The 14183-nt window shown below is 70.0% G+C and carries 17 protein-coding genes and 1 tRNA gene; 8 read left to right on the top strand and 10 right to left on the bottom strand.

Annotation, left to right across the window (positions count from 1 at the left end):
• Positions 1–124 precede the first annotated feature (124 nt).
• The 3 genes from LL946_RS11120 (at position 125) to LL946_RS11110 (ending at position 3301) form a co-directional block, all read left to right on the top strand.
• Positions 125–937, top strand: a complete 813-nt coding sequence (locus LL946_RS11120; protein ID WP_404380620.1) for a hypothetical protein — start codon at positions 125–127, stop codon at positions 935–937.
• A 341-nt stretch (positions 938–1278) separates the two neighbouring features.
• Positions 1279–2640, top strand: coding sequence for a TrkH family potassium uptake protein (locus LL946_RS11115; protein ID WP_404380618.1), 1362 nt, complete (start codon positions 1279–1281; stop codon positions 2638–2640).
• Positions 2633–3301: a potassium channel family protein gene (locus LL946_RS11110; protein WP_404380616.1), complete on the top strand. Its 669-nt coding sequence runs from the start codon at positions 2633–2635 to the stop codon at positions 3299–3301. The genes LL946_RS11115 and LL946_RS11110 overlap by 8 nt, the downstream gene beginning before the upstream one ends.
• Positions 3302–3492: 191 nt before the next feature.
• On the opposite strand, the gene LL946_RS11105 is transcribed toward LL946_RS11110, so the two are convergent.
• Positions 3493–3855, bottom strand: coding sequence for a hypothetical protein (locus LL946_RS11105; protein WP_404380614.1), 363 nt, complete (start codon positions 3853–3855; stop codon positions 3493–3495).
• Between LL946_RS11105 and LL946_RS11100 the strand changes: the two genes are divergently transcribed.
• Positions 3854–4048 (top strand): hypothetical protein, encoded by a 195-nt coding sequence (locus tag LL946_RS11100; RefSeq protein ID WP_404380612.1) that lies wholly within the window; start codon positions 3854–3856, stop codon positions 4046–4048. The two genes, LL946_RS11105 and LL946_RS11100, sit on opposite strands and share 2 nt — an antisense overlap.
• 333 nt (positions 4049–4381) lie before the next feature.
• A complete protein-coding gene (locus LL946_RS11095) occupies positions 4382–4597 on the top strand; it encodes a hypothetical protein (protein WP_404380610.1) in 216 nt (71 codons plus the stop codon).
• A 72-nt stretch (positions 4598–4669) separates the two neighbouring features.
• Here LL946_RS11095 and LL946_RS11090 read toward each other — a convergent pair whose 3' ends face one another.
• A complete protein-coding gene (locus LL946_RS11090) occupies positions 4670–5050 on the bottom strand; it encodes a hypothetical protein (RefSeq protein WP_404380608.1) in 381 nt (126 codons plus the stop codon).
• Between the two features lie 467 nt (positions 5051–5517).
• Between LL946_RS11090 and LL946_RS11085 the strand changes: the two genes are divergently transcribed.
• Positions 5518–5826 (top strand): hypothetical protein, encoded by a 309-nt coding sequence (locus LL946_RS11085; protein ID WP_404380606.1) that lies wholly within the window; start codon positions 5518–5520, stop codon positions 5824–5826.
• A 234-nt stretch (positions 5827–6060) separates the two neighbouring features.
• Here the strand turns inward: LL946_RS11085 and LL946_RS11080 are convergent, their stop codons facing one another.
• Entirely contained in the window at positions 6061–6216 is a 156-nt protein-coding gene (locus tag LL946_RS11080) for a hypothetical protein (protein ID WP_404380604.1), read from the bottom strand.
• Between the two features lie 139 nt (positions 6217–6355).
• On the opposite strand from LL946_RS11080, the gene LL946_RS11075 reads away from it, so the two are divergent.
• Positions 6356–6868: a hypothetical protein gene (locus tag LL946_RS11075; protein WP_404380602.1), complete on the top strand. Its 513-nt coding sequence runs from the start codon at positions 6356–6358 to the stop codon at positions 6866–6868.
• A gap of 19 nt (positions 6869–6887) precedes the next feature.
• Here LL946_RS11075 and LL946_RS11070 read toward each other — a convergent pair whose 3' ends face one another.
• From LL946_RS11070 to LL946_RS11040, 7 genes are all read right to left on the bottom strand, one after another.
• Positions 6888–7331 carry a matrixin family metalloprotease gene (locus tag LL946_RS11070; protein ID WP_404380600.1) on the bottom strand — a complete coding sequence of 148 codons (444 nt, stop codon included), beginning with the start codon at positions 7329–7331 and terminating at the stop codon, positions 6888–6890.
• Between the two features lie 107 nt (positions 7332–7438).
• Positions 7439–7512 (bottom strand) — tRNA-Thr (locus LL946_RS11065).
• A 220-nt stretch (positions 7513–7732) separates the two neighbouring features.
• The gene (locus LL946_RS11060) at positions 7733–9277 is read right to left on the bottom strand and encodes an alpha/beta fold hydrolase (protein ID WP_404380598.1); all 1545 of its coding nucleotides are present in this window, start codon (positions 9275–9277) and stop codon (positions 7733–7735) included.
• 110 nt (positions 9278–9387) lie between these two features.
• Complete coding sequence (locus LL946_RS11055) at positions 9388–10527, bottom strand: DNA polymerase III subunit delta' (protein WP_404380596.1); 1140 nt, start codon at positions 10525–10527, stop codon at positions 9388–9390.
• Positions 10524–11192, bottom strand: coding sequence for a dTMP kinase (gene tmk / locus LL946_RS11050; protein WP_404380594.1), 669 nt, complete (start codon positions 11190–11192; stop codon positions 10524–10526). The genes LL946_RS11055 and tmk overlap by 4 nt, the downstream gene beginning before the upstream one ends.
• A 109-nt stretch (positions 11193–11301) precedes the next feature.
• Positions 11302–12090, bottom strand: coding sequence for a MerR family transcriptional regulator (locus tag LL946_RS11045; RefSeq protein WP_404380592.1), 789 nt, complete (start codon positions 12088–12090; stop codon positions 11302–11304).
• Positions 12091–12248: 158 nt separating this feature from the next.
• A complete protein-coding gene (locus LL946_RS11040; RefSeq protein ID WP_404380590.1) occupies positions 12249–12953 on the bottom strand; it encodes a TetR/AcrR family transcriptional regulator in 705 nt (234 codons plus the stop codon).
• Positions 12954–13071: 118 nt separating this feature from the next.
• Here LL946_RS11040 and LL946_RS11035 point away from each other — a divergent pair, with 118 nt between their 5' ends.
• Positions 13072–14109 (top strand): NAD(P)-dependent alcohol dehydrogenase, encoded by a 1038-nt coding sequence (locus LL946_RS11035; protein WP_404380588.1) that lies wholly within the window; start codon positions 13072–13074, stop codon positions 14107–14109.
• Positions 14110–14183 lie beyond the last annotated feature (74 nt).

Here is a 14183-nt window from a genome sequence, read left to right as displayed (position 1 = left end):
CGCCGCCTGAGCGGGCACCGGAAGGAGTTGGACATTGCCCTCGCGCTGGTGGCCTTTTCGCTGGTCAGGCGGGGTAACGTCGCGCAGGTCCCCAGAACATTTACGTTGTAAAGGAGTCGCTCGTATGACCGACGAACTCAGAGACGCCGCAGGTGACGCGCTGCGCACCATCGGTGTCTTCCTGCCCAAGCTGGTTGCCTTCCTCCTGATCCTGATCATCGGCATCCTCATCGCCAAGGCGCTCGGCAAGGCCATCGACAAGGTCCTCGAGCGGGTCGGTTTCGACCGCGCCGTCGAGCGAGGCGGGATCAAGAAGGCGCTGGCCCAGAGCAAGTACGACGCCTCCGACATCGTCGGCAAGCTCGTCTACTACACGCTGCTGCTGTTCGTGCTGCAGATGGCGTTCGGGGTCTTCGGCCCGAACCCGATCAGCGACCTGCTGACGAACGTCATCGCGTTCCTGCCCAAGGCCATCGTCGCGATCATCATCGTCGTGGTGGCCGCGGCCATCGCCACCGCTGTGCGTGAGCTGCTCGCCAACACCCTCGGTGGGCTGTCCTACGGCAAGACCCTCGCCAACATCGCCGCGTTCTTCATCCTCGGCCTTGGCATCATCGCGGCGCTGAACCAGGTCGGCATCGCCACCACGGTCACCCTGCCGGTCCTGGTTGCCGTGCTGGCCACCATCAGCGGCATTCTCATCGTCGGTGTCGGCGGCGGGCTCATCAAGCCCATGCAGACCCGCTGGGAGTCCTACCTCGTCAAGGCCGAGGAGGAGCTGCCGAAGGTCAGGGCCGAGGCCGAGAACACGCCCAGCATTCGTGCGCAGGCCGAGCAGGCCAAGCAGAAGTTCGACGCCGCCGGCCATCAGGACGAGCCGACCCGCGTGTACGACCAGGGCACGGTTCCGTCGCGGAGCGACTTCAACCAGCTCTGATCTCCTGTCCCACCCCGCATGACCGGACGGCCCCACCCGACACAACGGGTGGGGCCGTCCGACGTTCACGCCAGGTCATGAGTGGCCTCGAAGCTTCCCGGCCGACGCGGTTGGGCTCGTCGAGAACCGTCAGCTCGATGATCGGGTACCCGGGTCGATGAGCCGGTATGCCGGGGCCGAAGCGGAAGCGGGGGCGCGTCCCTTCCTGCGGGGCGGGGGCGGGGGCGGGCGACGGATGCCCTCACCGTTGGGCTGGCGATCGCACTGATGGCGTCATGACCCCAACGAGATGGGTCTGGGCGGCAGCCCTCGGCACGTCCACCACCTGACATCCTTGGCCGGTGTTCCTGCGTCGAATGGCCACCGGCTCGGCCCGCAAGCCTGTCTTCCGACATCCCGCCCAGGTGGTGGTGTCCGCGTTCGCGGGCGCGGGTGCGGTCGGCACCCTCCTGCTCATGCTGCCGCTGGCGCGCACCGGTGAGAGCGGCGCGCCCTTCGTCACTTCCCTCTTCACGGCCACCAGCGCGGTCTGTGTCACTGGCCTGACCGTGGTCGACACCGCCACCTACTGGACCGTGCCGGGGCAGGTGGTCATCCTCGCGCTCATCCAGGTCGGCGGCTTCGGCATCATGACGCTCGCCTCCCTCATCGCGCTCTTCCTGTCGCGGCGCATGGGACTGCGGACACGACTGACCGCCGCCGCCGAGACCAAGAGTGTCGGCCTGGGCGACGTGCGCCGAGTCCTGCGAGGCGTCTTCCTCATCACCCTGGTGGTCGAGACCACGATCGCGGTGGCGCTCACGCTGCGCTTTCGTGCGGAGTACGACGAGTCCTGGGGCACCGCGGCGTGGCACGGGGTCTTCCACGCCGTCTCCGCGTTCAACAACGCCGGCTTCGCACTGTTCAGCGACAACCTCATGGGCTTCCTGGGCGACGGCTTCGTGCTGATGCCGATCTCCGTGGCCATCATCATCGGAGGCCTGGGATTCCCGGTGCTCATGGAGCTGCTCCGCAGCCGGGAGCCGCGCATGTGGAGCCTCCACACCCGGCTCACCCTCCTCATGACGGGGATCCTGCTCCTCGGCGGCACCGCCTTCATCACCTTGGCCGAGTGGGGCAACCCCGGGACGCTCGGGCCCTTCGGCCCTCTGGGCAAGCTGCTCGGTGGCTGGTTCCACGCGGTGCAGCCACGCACCGCCGGCTTCAACGCCTGGGACTACGGCGCCGCCACGGACGAGACCCTGCTCGGAACCATCCTGCTGATGTTCATCGGTGGCGGCTCGGCCGGCACGGCCGGCGGCCTGAAGGTCACGACCTTCATCGTGCTGTTCTTTGTCATCGTGGCCGAGGTCCGCGGCGACGAGGACGTCATCGCGTTCGACCGACGGATCGAACACCGGGTCGTCCGGCAGGCCATCACCGTGGCGCTGCTCGGTGTCGCTGCCGTGGTCGGTGGCACGATGGTCCTGACCGAGCTCACCGACCTGCCATTCCGCGACGTCCTGTTCGAGACCACCTCCGCGTTCGCCACGGTCGGCCTCTCCACCGGCATCACTCCCAAGATCAACGACCCGGGACAGCTGGTCCTGGTCGCGCTGATGTTCCTCGGGCGCCTCGGACCGATCACGCTGGTCTCGGCACTCGCCCTGCGTGAGCGGAACCGCCGCTACCGCTACCCGGAAGGAGCCCCCCTCATTGGCTAAGAAGATCGCGCAGTCAGGCGGCGTCGTCGTCATCGGTCTCGGACGGTTTGGGAAGTCGCTGGCCGACGAGCTCGAACGCGACGACGTGCAGGTGCTCGCCATCGACCTCGACGCCAAGCGCGTCCAGGACCTTGCCGGTCGCTGGACCCACGTCGTCCAAGCCGACGCCACCGACCTGCAGGCGATGGAGCAGCTCGGCGTCGGTGACTTCTCCAAGGCCGTCATCGGCATCGGCAACAACCTCGAGGCCAGCGTCCTGACCGCGTTCGTGCTGCGCAAGCTGGGGGTCAACGACATCTGGGCCAAGGCGATCACCACCTCCCAGAGCGAGATCCTCACCCAGGTCGGTGTCGCGCACGTCGTCCGCCCGGAGCACGCCATGGGCAAGCGCGTCGCGCACCTCGTCCGCGGTCGGATGCAGGACTACATCGAGTTCGACGACGGGTACGCCATCGTCAAGACCGCTCCGCCGCGCAGCATCCTCGGACGCACCCTTGCCGAGGCCGGCATACGGCAGAAGTACGGCGTGACCATCGTCGGCATCAAGACCGTGGGCAAGGACTTCTCGTACGCCACGCCGGCCTCCGTGGTCAACGACGGCGACCTCATCATCGTCTCCGGGGCACGGCGCAAGGTCGAGTTCTTCTCCGACCAAGACTAGCGGGTCAGCGGCTGTCGTCCCCACACTGCCGTGCAGGATGACCCCCAGGGTCCGGTCCAGTCTCCGGGTTCACGCGGTGCCGCAGACCCGGTGGCTCTTCAGGGACGAAGGGCCCCGCTCGCATGCCGTCCTGTTGGCGCCGGGTCGATCATCTCGCCCCACGACACTCCGTGTCGGGATGCCTGGGACGGCTACGGGAGGTTGTCCACGGCGGTGGTGAGGAACGCATTCTGGTCCTCGGTCGTGAACGCAGGCTGCACTCCCTCGCCCATCACGATGTCGACCACCTGCAGGTTCATCAGGACCGGGCCCTGGCGCACCCACGAGGTGTGCAGCAGCCAGTACGCCCCGCCGCCGGCCTCCTCCACGGTGGTCACTTGCCCAAAGCGGTCCTCGCCCACATCCGGGATGGTCGTGGGTTCGGCCTTGCCGGGTCCCTCCTCGCCGGCTGGGATCTGCCCCTCGCAGGCGCGCACGCCGTCACGCAGCGCGTCGAAGGTCGTCTCGACCTCGGTGGGGTCCCCGGCCAAGAGGAACTCCTGGACGAAGATCATGTGGCCCACCCGATCACCGGTGGCCATGTCGATGGGGTCGTTCTCGGACTGGTCGAGCTGCCGGAAGGCCTGCCACGGCCACGACGTCGACGTCGGCCGCCGAGGCCTCGTCGAGTGCGTCCTCCTCATCGTCGGCATCGGTGGCTACTGCGTCCACCGCTTGGGCCGCAGGGCGCTCCGCAAGGCCCACTGAACGACGGCATGCGAACGCCACACCCTCGGGGGCCGCCGCCCGCGTAGAATAGTTCCGGAAGACACGGGGGAGGTGTTAGGCATGAACCGAGGCTGGCAGTGGTGACGCGGTCGAGGCAGGTCAAGAGGCGGCCTGCAACGACAACCCTGCGGCCACGGCGCCCGACCTACCCTGGCCCTGCACACGAGTGCCCCGCTCTCCTTCGGGAGGGCGGGGCGTTTCCTCGTTCACGGGCGCCTGTGGACAGGGCCCTGAACACGGTCGCCGGTGGTAGGTACGGTCGAGTCGAGCGTCACACGCTGCGACGCCAACCCAGACAGACAGGGGATTTAGATGGCCGTCAAGGTTCGGATTCGGGGTGAGTGGATCCAGCACGGCGAAGGAGAAGCGATCGACGTGGTGGATGGCCACCTTCACGTCAGCAAGGGCGCGATAAGGGTAGGCACGGGGAAGGTCATTGCCACCTACGCACCGACGATATGGACGCGGGCCGAGGTCCTTCCGGCCCAGAAGAGCTCGGCGGACGCGCAGACCTCAGTCTCGGGTTGACCCGCCCTTCGTGCCGACTGCCGTGAGCGGACGCCCCCACCACTTCGGAGGTGGGGGCGTTCGGTTCGGCCGTCACGGCCGACCGGTGAGCGCCCCCTCCTCATCCAGCTTCCGGAAGCGCTCCCACGCCTCGACCACTGCGCGGAGGTCGGGCACAAGCCCGCGCTCGTATCGAACCTGAATGCTCATCTGATGTAGCTGGTCGTAGGCCCCGATGGAACCGGGGTACAGGATCTGGACGATCTCATTCACACCGAACTCGAAGAACTGGTTACGCGATCGGCGTCCGTGGTGGCGGGTGGCGTGACGATCCTCAGGCCGGAGGTCAACGTGTCGAGCGGCGCAGCCAGCCGCTGAGTCGAACGTGGGGTCCTCGAGGAGGGCGGCGCGCATGCGCTGGTATGCCGCGTAGAAGAACATCACCGCGGCCCACTCGTCGCCGGCTGCTGCCATCGCTTACCGACATGTGCATGTCGCTCGGATCGTGCTCGGTGCTCAGACGGCGAGAGTCGCCGCCCCATTAGGCGCTGACGCAGAGCAGCCTGGCGTCGGCGACGCTCCGATCGTCCCCTGTGCTCGAGTACACCCTCGCCGACTTCGCCCCTGAGACCGACGGCGACGAGGTCGAGTGGGCCAAGGCCCTCGACGAGCAGGGCTGGCGGACATGACACGACACCGGTGTGTGGCAGGACGTCAACGGGCGGCGTGTGAAGCGGTGGAGCCTGCGCCGGCGGAAGCCTGCGAGGTGCACCTGGAGGCGTGACGTAGCCGGCGAACCCACACCCACCGACGGAGCGGTCGCGCTCGGCGCTACCGAGGTCTACCGTCAGGGTTGGGGTGTCGTCCTGGTGTCTGTTCGAGACCAAGCGGCTCCGTTCGACCCTGGGCAACGCCGCCCCGGGGACACGTGTAGGAGCGCCGTGATCGAAGCCCAAGGGCGCAACTGTGTTGTGTCGCTCGAGCGGGGCAGCGTCTCGATCGTCAAGCTTTCCCACTCCGTCCGTGGACGGCCGGCTGCGGGTGAGTCGGTTCGGGTGCTCCCAGCGGCCGCCATCGCGGGGATCGAGCTCACGCCGCCCGGGCTCGTGCGGCGCGGCACGCTGGTGTTAACGATCTCGGAGTCACACCCGGTGGGCAACCCCACGGAGACCTTTCAGTTCTCGAGGCAGCAGCATCGTGAGTTTTTGGTCTTGGTCCGGGCGCTGCGCTCGCCGATCCTGGCCCCGTGAAGTGGGCGCGTGCCGTCTCGGCCAGGGCTAGTCTGAGTCGGCGGCCCCCGCCAAGCAGCCGCCCTGCCGGCGGGGGTCGCACTACGTCTACGTGCCGGGGGCAGGCGTCGAGTTGTCCCCACCAAACCGCTGACGGGCGTGGGGTGCGGAGTTAGCCTGTGCCGAGCGGCCCCCGCCTGGCGTCGCGTCCCTCCCCCTGCAGGCGGGGGCCCGCGCCTTGCGGCTCCAGCCCGTTCAGGTGTCGCCGATGGGCAGCTCGGGTCCGATCAGCGCCACGGCCGAGCAGTGCCGGCACACCCTCACGACGTGCGACTCGTCGGAGGTCGTGATCTGCGCGTCGCTGACCCACTCGTGCTCGGCGCATGCGTCGGGACCCTCGGCGACCCTCATCTGTCCATCCTTGCAGGTCAGCGGACTGGCTGTCTCGACGAACACAGGGCGATGGACGGGCATCCGGCCCGAAAGCAGGCGCAGACCAACTCGTTGATGGCACTATCTGGCGATGGGGATCAGGTGGGGAATGTGTGCCATGGCGATGGTCGCGTCGCTGACTGCGTGCGGCTCGGACCCGGACACGACCTCGCCAGCGGCCTCATCCGCCGCGGCGACAGCCACGCAGCCCCCCACTCCGAGCGCGGCCACGCCCGAAGAGGTCGCGGTCGTCATCGCCGGACACCAGGACGACTGGCGATCAGTCATCGACGAGGCCGGCGAGTGCCGCATGCGTTGGGTGCTCAAGCAGGACGATCCCGCCGAGTCCGCCCGACGCATCTCCTGCTACATGCCGGGGCAGACCGCGGGCATCACCGCCCAGCTCGCCATGCGCGACCTCGGTGAGCTCACGGTCCCGACGTCGATGACCGGACTCGTCGAGACGACAACCGCGGCGCTACAACAGGTGGCCGACGTCGACCTCGAGGCGGTGTGCGGCGCCGACAGCGAACCGGCCGACTCCCCTGAGTGCAGCGAGGCGCTCGGTCAGCGCATGTGGGCGTACCACTCGCTCGAGAAGGCCCTCGACATGTGGAGCCCGTACCTCTGAGCCGAGACCCGACCAAGGGTCAGCGCGCGTAGAGGTCGCGCAGCTCGGCCCGATCGTGCTCGGTGACGCCGGCCGCGCCGGAGTCGCCGCCCTGCATCCAGTACATGAGCGAGTCGCTGTGCCCGTTGTCGTGGTGCAGGCCGAAGCAGTGGCCGAGCTCGTGCAGCATGACGACGTCGGACGGGTTCTCCACCGTGAGCATGCACCCGCCGATCCGGTCACCATCCATCGAGCGGGTCGCCTCACCCGCAACGAGGTCGGCATGGCTCACTGCGCTCACGGTGATGTCGGCGTCGGCCGCATACTCCACTGCGAAGGGAGCGTCCCACTGGCGCGCCAGCTCGACCGCGCGCTCGTCGTCGACGGTTACGACGAGCTGCTGCCAGGTCGGCTTGACCGGCTTCGCGTTGGCCCGCTCGTGCATCGTCCACGGGAGTGTCGCCATCGTCGCCAGGAACGCCACGAATAGCAGCCCCCAGAGGCGCTTAGAGTGGACTCTGGAGTGTACTGACGCCAGAAACACGAACGGCTCCCCACCTGTTTACGCAGGTGGGGAGCCGTTTTCTCGTGAGCCGCTTGTCGGAATCGAACCGACGACCTATTCATTACGAGTGAATCGCTCTGGCCGACTGAGCTAAAGCGGCGTGGTGCTGGCCCGAGGGTCGAGCACGCCGAACGAGTATACGAACAACCCCCGCCCATCGCGAAACCGGCCACCGCAGACCCTCGCCGCGGCCCCCGGACCGGCCCGACGGACATGCAGAACCCACCACCGGGACCGACCCACCAAGCCCGCGCGAGCACGGACGGGGGCGGACGGCATACCCACTGCATGTCCGGAGGGCCCCGCCCAGCTGAGCCGGGTCAGCAGCGCAGGCCGTCCTGCGGCACCGTCCCCTTGACGAAGAACGCGTCGATCGGCTTGTCGACGCAGTCGTTGGACCGCGTGTATGCCGTGTGCCCGTCGCCGTCGTAGGTGATGAGTGACGACTTCGCGAGCTGGTCGTGGAGGCGCACCGACCACTCGTAGGGCGTCGCCGGGTCGCGAGTCGTGCCGACGACGACGATGGGCGGCGCACCCTCGGCCGAGACCTTCTTCGGCGGCTCGGACGAGCGCTCGGTCTCCACCGGCCACGACCCGCACATGAGCGAGGACCACATGAGGAACGGGCCCCACGTCGGAGCCTTCGACCTCGCCGCCTCTGCCGCCGCCGCGTGCTCCTCGACCGAGTCCGTCTCGGGCTTGTCGAGGCAGTTGACGGCGTAGATGACCTCCATGATGTTGCCGCTGTAACCGCCCCCGGGCTGGCGGTCGGCATAGGTGTTGGCGAGCCCCATGAGCTCGGCGCCGTTGCCGTCGAGCGCGTCTCGCATGGCCTCGACGAGGCCGTCCCACATGCCCTCGTCGTACATCGCGGCGGCGATCCCGGTCGAGGCCCAGCCCTCGGTGAGCTGGGTGACGGCGGGGTCGCCGGTCTCCGGCAGGGGTTGGTCGTCGACCCGGGCGAGGAAGTCGCGGATCCCCTGCATGACCTCGTCCACCGACCCACCGAGCGGGCACTCGCCCTTGTCGAGGCAGAACTGCGCCCAGGCGCGGGTCGCGGTCTCGAAGCCCTTGGCCTGGCCGAGGTTGACCTCCTGCGCGGTGAGGTCAGGCGCCACGACCCCGTCGAGGACGAAGCGGCCGACGAGCTGCGGGAACAGGTCGGCATAGGTCGCACCGAGGTAGGTGCCGTAGGACTTGCCGAGGTAGTGCAGCTTCTCCTCGCCGAGGGCCGCACGCAGCACGTCCATGTCCTTGGCGGCGTCGACGGTCGACACGTGCCCGAGCAGGGGACCGGCGTTGGCGCCGCACTTCTGAGCGAAGCCCTCGGCGTTCGCGGCGAACTTCTCCTCCTCGCCGGCGTCGTCCGGCGTGGGGTCGAAACCGAGGAACGCGTCGAGCTCGGAGTCGCTCACGCAGTCGATGGGCGCGGACCGCCCGACGCCACGCGGGTCGAACCCGACGATGTCGAACCGCTGGCGCACGGCCGATCCCACGATGAAGTCGGCGGCCTGCGCGTAGTCCACGCCGGACCCGCCCGGCCCGCCCGGGTTGACGACGAGCGAGCCGATCCGCTGCGACCCGCGTCGGGCCGGGACCTTGAGGACGGCGACCTCGATGGTGTCGCCGTCGGGCTCGGCGTAGCTCTGCGGCACGCTGAGCCGCGCGCACTGACCACCCCCACAGTCCTCCCACTCGAGCTGCTGCTCGTAGAAGGAGTCGAGGCCGGCCATGCCCTCCGGCGGCTCCTGCGGCGACCACGAGGGGGCCGGCGCGCCACGGTCGAAGAGGTCACCGACGGTCGCGCAGCCCGACGCGACCAGGGCGACCGAGACGAGGGCGGCGGTGAGAGGCAGGCGACGCATGGCGTCGACCCTACGGGTCGAACCTTGGGTATGCCGGCCCACGCAGAGCGTGGGACCCGCTGCCCGGCCGGTGATCGCGGCCAGCCAGCGGGTCCCCGCGAGAGGGCTGCTCAGCGTGGCAGGCGGAGGTCGAGCGCCATCGCCTCGAGGGCGAGCAGCGGCTGGACGTTGGCGGAGATCCGCTCCCGCGCGGTGCCGATCGCGTCCATCGCGATGAGAACCCGCTCGGACGAGAGGACCTGTGCGACCTGCTGCACGGTCTGGCGGGCGTCCTCGTTGATGAGGGCGGTCGGGGCGCCGGTCTGGAGGACGAGCGCGTCGCGGTAGACCGAGAGCAGGTCGACGAGCGCCCGGTCGACCATGTCGCGCGAGAAGCGTGTGGCCCGGGCCTTCTGGTCCTTCTCGAGCGAGGAGAGCTGCGAGCGGATGTGCGGCGGCTGGGTGCGCGCCGACGGGTCGGCGCCCAGCACCTCCATGAGCCGGGCCTTCTCGGCGGCGTCGCGCTCGGCCGAGGACGCCTGCGACTCCTCGGTCGCGATCGTCGACAGGTCGGACGCCGCGTCGATGGCGTCTCCGACGGTGCGGATCTTGGAGGCGAGCGAGATCACGTCGTGGCGGCGGATGCGGGCGTGCTCGTCGCGCGCCAGCCGACGCGCGAGACCGACGTGGGACTGCGCCGCGCGGGCGGCATACATCGCCATGGGCGGGTCCACGCCGTCCCGGCGGACGAGGAGGTCGGCCACCGCCTCGACCGACGGGGTGCGCAGGCGCACGTGCCGCGAGCGCGAGCGGATCGTGATGATGACGTCCTCGACCGAGGGCGCGCAGAGCATCCAGACGGTGCGCGGGGTCGGCTCCTCGAGGGCCTTGAGCAGCGCGTCGGCCGCCCGCTCGGTGAGGCGGTCGGCATCCTCGACGATGATGACCCGCCACATCCCGACGGAGGGGCGGTGGGCGGCCAGCGCCACGAGGTCGCGGGCCTGCTCGACCTTGATCGAGAGGCCCTCGGTGGCGATGACGTCGACGTCGGCGTGGGTGCCGTCGGACGCGGTGCGGCACTCGCGGCACTGCCCGCACCCGTTCGAGGGGCACTGGAGCGCTGCGGCGAATGCCCGAGCCGCCACGGAGCGACCCGAGCCGGGCGGGCCGGTGAACAGCCACGCGTGGGTCATCGCCGCCGGCTCGGTGACCGCCCGCGACAGGGTCTCGACCGCGGGCTCCTGGCCGATGACGTCGCGCCAGACGCTCACGGTGCACCGCCGTCGCGACCGCCGTCGCGGCCGCCGTCGAGACCGCTGGCGAGCAGCCCGGACGACTCGAGGCGGCCCATGACGGCCGCATGGATCTCGTCGGGCGGGAGCGTGCCGTCGACGACGAGGTAGCGCTCGGGCGCACCCTGGGCCATGGCGAGGAAGTGGTGGCGGATCGCGTCGTGGAAGGTGTCGGCCTCGGCCTCGAGCCGGTCGTGGACCTCGCCGCGACGGGTGCGTCCCTCCTCCGCCGAGATGTCGACGATGACGGTGAGGTCGGGCACGAGCGAGTCGACCGCCCACATCTGGAGGTCGTGGACCTCGACCGCGCCGAGGTCTCGCCCGGCGCCCTGGTAGGCGACCGACGAGTCGGTGTAGCGGTCGGTGACGACGACGGCGCCCCGGTCCATCGCCGGTCGGATGAGCTGGTCGACGTGGTGCGCCTTGTCGGCCGCGAACAGCAGGGCCTCGGCGCGCGGCGAGACGTGGTTGCCGTGCAGGACGAGGTCGCGGATCTCGGCCCCGAGCTCGGTCCCGCCGGGCTGGCGCGTCACGACGACCTCACGCCCCAGCGACTCCAGCGCTGCAGCGAGCAGACGCACCTGCGTCGACTTGCCCGCGCCGTCGCCACCCTCGAAGGCGATGAAGAGTCCCTGTGCGCTCACGCGCTGAGCCTAGGCGAGCGCGAGGACACCCTCGCCCCGTGTGCCTGAGAGCACGCTCCGGCGTGGTCTCAGGCACACGCGGCGGTCGGTGGGAAGGCCGAGCTCGGGCTCAGGCGTGGCGGTCGGCGTTGGCGTGGATCGCGTCTCGGACGTACTGCGCGAGCCCGGGCGCGATGGCTTCGTACGTCTTCATGAACCGCGGGTCCGCGACGTACATGTCACCGAGGCCCCGGTGGAAGTCGTGGTCGAGGTCGTAGAACCACGTGTGGATCTGCATCCGCGCGGCCTCCGCGGCGTCCATCGCCTCGGTCGAGGTCGCCGGCAGGCCGGCCTCGAAGGCGGCGACGAACTGCGAGTTCACCGCGTCGCCCTCGGCCCTGATCCGCTCCCAGTCGGACTTCGTGTAGCCCTGCGTCCGGCGCGAGGACTGCTTCCACGCGTCGGTCTCGCCCCAGCGCTCCTGCGCCTCGGCCTGGTACTCGTCCTTGAACCCGTCGCCGAAGATCTCCTTGAGGTCCTCGTGGGTGGCCGGCTGCTCGTTCATCTCTCGCTCCATCGCTGCGTCGATCGCGTCGACGAGCCCCCTGAGCTCGTCGACCTTGTCCGTGACCGCCTCGCGCTGACGCCGGAGGTGCTCGAGCGTCGAGCCCTCGCCGCGCAGCAGGGCCGCCACCTCGTCGAGGGGCAGGTCGAGCCGCCGGTAGGTGACGATCGTCGCCAGCCGGTCGAGGTCGTCGGCGGTGTAGAGGCGGTAGCCGGCGGGCGAGCGCTCCGACGGGCTGAGCAGCCCGACCTCGTCGTAGTGGTGCAGCGTGCGCACCGTGACGCCGAAGGTCTGGGCCACCTGTCCCACCGTGAGCAGCTCGTCCACCGTCACAGTCTCTCGTGTCGTGGTCATGGGACCACCGTCGTGGCTCACGTCGCGTGAGGGTCAAGTCCCTTCACAGCCCGCGTATGCCGTCCGCCCACCGTCCGCTCGCCACGCGCCTGCGCGCTCCCATTGCGTCAGCGCCAACGGTCGCCAGAACGACCATTGGCGCTGACGTCAAGGAGCTGTCAGCCCCTGAGCTCGCGCCGACGCTCCAGGCCGTCGAGCGTGACGTCGAGCCCGAACTCGAACTCGGTCTGGTCGTCGCACCACCCGAGCGTCTGCTCCGGCCCGTCGGTGTGGGCGACGTCGGCGAGCATCGCCATGAGGTTCGGCACGACCTGGGCCATCTGGGCGAGCACCTCCTCGGACGTGTCCTCGCCGTCGCCCGGGTCGAAGAGCTCCTGGGTGAAGCCGATGACCCGGCTGCCCAGGGCGTGCAGCGCGTGGTGGGTGAGGTCGTGCCCGAACCCGCCGGCCATGAGGATCGCGACGACGCCGTCGAAGTAGCGCACGACCTCGAGGCTCATCTCCGTCCGGCTCTCGAGGACCGACGGCATCCACGGGTGCCGGAGCATGACGACCCGCGCCGCGAGCGCCCTGGCCCGCAGCGCCGCCCGCCAGTCCTTCGCGGGGTCGGGCGCACCGGCCGCCTCGTGGGCCGCGATCTCGGCGTTGAGCTCGGCGCCGACGTGCTCGACCATGGCGTCGAGCAGGGCCTCCTTGCCCGAGACGTGGTGGTAGAGCGACATGGCCTCGACGCCGAGGTCGGTCCCGAGCCGGCGCATCGAGACCGCGTCCAGCCCCGAGGTGTCCGCGAGCCTGACGGCGGCCTCGAGCACCCGCTCGCGGCTCAGCGGCCGGCGGGTCGGGCGTCGCGCGGTGTGGGTCACGGGTCCTCCTGTCGTGCGCATCGTCTCCACATGGGCCATTGACGAACTTACGCCGTAAGCCCTACCTTACACCGTAAGTGGACGCGCGAATCCGCCGTCACCCCAACAGGAGGTCGCCATGACCGAGCCGACGCAGTCCCCCACCGCACCGCCCACGCACCTGGCGCCTCCCGCGACGATGCGCAGCGCGTTCCACGAGCGGTACGGCGCTCCGGAGGAGGTCGTGTCCGTCCGCACCGTCCCCACCCCGCAGCCCGCGGCAGGCGAGGTCCTCGTCCGGGTCCGTGCGGCCTCGGTCAACGCCCTCGACTGGCACTACGTCACCGGGCTGCCGATGTTCGCCCGCCCGTCTCTTGGCCTGCGTCGCCCCAACCGCCAGGTCCCCGGCGCCGACGCCTCGGGCGAGGTCGTCGCGGTCGGTGACGGCGTCACGCGTCACCGCATCGGCGACCGGGTGTTCGGCGAGATCGACGGTGGCGGGTTCGCCGAGTACGCCCTCGCCCCCGAGGACTGGTGGCTCCCCCTGCCCGACGGCGTCCCCCACGAGCAGGCCACCACCCTCGGCGTGGCCGCCGAAACCGCGCTCCAGGGACTGCGCGACTGGGGCGGCCTCCGCGAGGGACACCGGGTCCTCGTCGCCGGGGCCTCGGGAGGCGTCGGCAGCTTCGCCGTGCCCCTGGCCAGGCTCCTCGGCGCCTCCCACGTCACCGCCGTCTGCAGCACCCGCAACGTCGAGGCTGCCCGGGCCCGGGGCGCCGACCGCGTCGTCGACTACACCCGCGAGGACGTCCGGGACCTCGGCGAGCGGTTCGACGTGTTCTTCGACAACGCGGGCACGCTCAGCCTGCGCGACTGCCGCCGGCTCCTCGTCGAGGACGGGACCTACGTGTCGGTGACCTCGCCGAAGACGACATGGGTCAAGCCACTCCCCCGGATGCTGGCGGTCCCGCTGGTCTTCGCCTTCACCCGTCAGAAGGCCCCCGCCTTCCGGGTCGCCTCCCGCAGCACGAGCGACCAGGCCTGGCTCATGGATCAGGTCGTGGCAGGCCGGCTGGAGCCGCTCATCGAGCAGCGCTGGTCGCTCGAGGACGCACCCGATGTGCTCCGGCGGCAGGGCGAGTTCCACGCGCAGGGCAAGTCCGTCATCGTCCCCTGACCCCGCCCGGGCCACACGAGGTCGTATGCCGGCCCACGCAGAGCGTGGGACCCGCGCTCCCGTCCCATGGTCAA

The sequence above is a fragment of the Knoellia locipacati genome, assembly GCF_044791685.1.
Lineage (GTDB): Bacteria > Actinomycetota > Actinomycetes > Actinomycetales > Dermatophilaceae > Knoellia > Knoellia locipacati_A.
Note: the sequence above shows the minus strand (reverse complement) of the source record. Positions and strands in the feature narration are given on the sequence as shown.

Coding starts and splice junctions, on each gene's coding strand:
- LL946_RS11120 (WP_404380620.1), top strand. CDS start 125: ATGACCGACGAACTCAGAGACGCCGCAGGTGACGCGCTGCGCACCATC.
- LL946_RS11100 (WP_404380612.1), top strand. CDS start 3,854: ATGTGGCCCACCCGATCACCGGTGGCCATGTCGATGGGGTCGTTCTCG.
- LL946_RS11105 (WP_404380614.1), bottom strand. CDS start 3,855: ATGATCTTCGTCCAGGAGTTCCTCTTGGCCGGGGACCCCACCGAGGTC.
- LL946_RS11095 (WP_404380610.1), top strand. CDS start 4,382: ATGGCCGTCAAGGTTCGGATTCGGGGTGAGTGGATCCAGCACGGCGAA.
- LL946_RS11090 (WP_404380608.1), bottom strand. CDS start 5,050: ATGGCAGCAGCCGGCGACGAGTGGGCCGCGGTGATGTTCTTCTACGCG.
- LL946_RS11080 (WP_404380604.1), bottom strand. CDS start 6,216: ATGAGGGTCGCCGAGGGTCCCGACGCATGCGCCGAGCACGAGTGGGTC.
- LL946_RS11075 (WP_404380602.1), top strand. CDS start 6,356: ATGGCGATGGTCGCGTCGCTGACTGCGTGCGGCTCGGACCCGGACACG.
- LL946_RS11060 (WP_404380598.1), bottom strand. CDS start 9,277: ATGCGTCGCCTGCCTCTCACCGCCGCCCTCGTCTCGGTCGCCCTGGTC.
- LL946_RS11045 (WP_404380592.1), bottom strand. CDS start 12,090: ATGACCACGACACGAGAGACTGTGACGGTGGACGAGCTGCTCACGGTG.
- LL946_RS11035 (WP_404380588.1), top strand. CDS start 13,072: ATGACCGAGCCGACGCAGTCCCCCACCGCACCGCCCACGCACCTGGCG.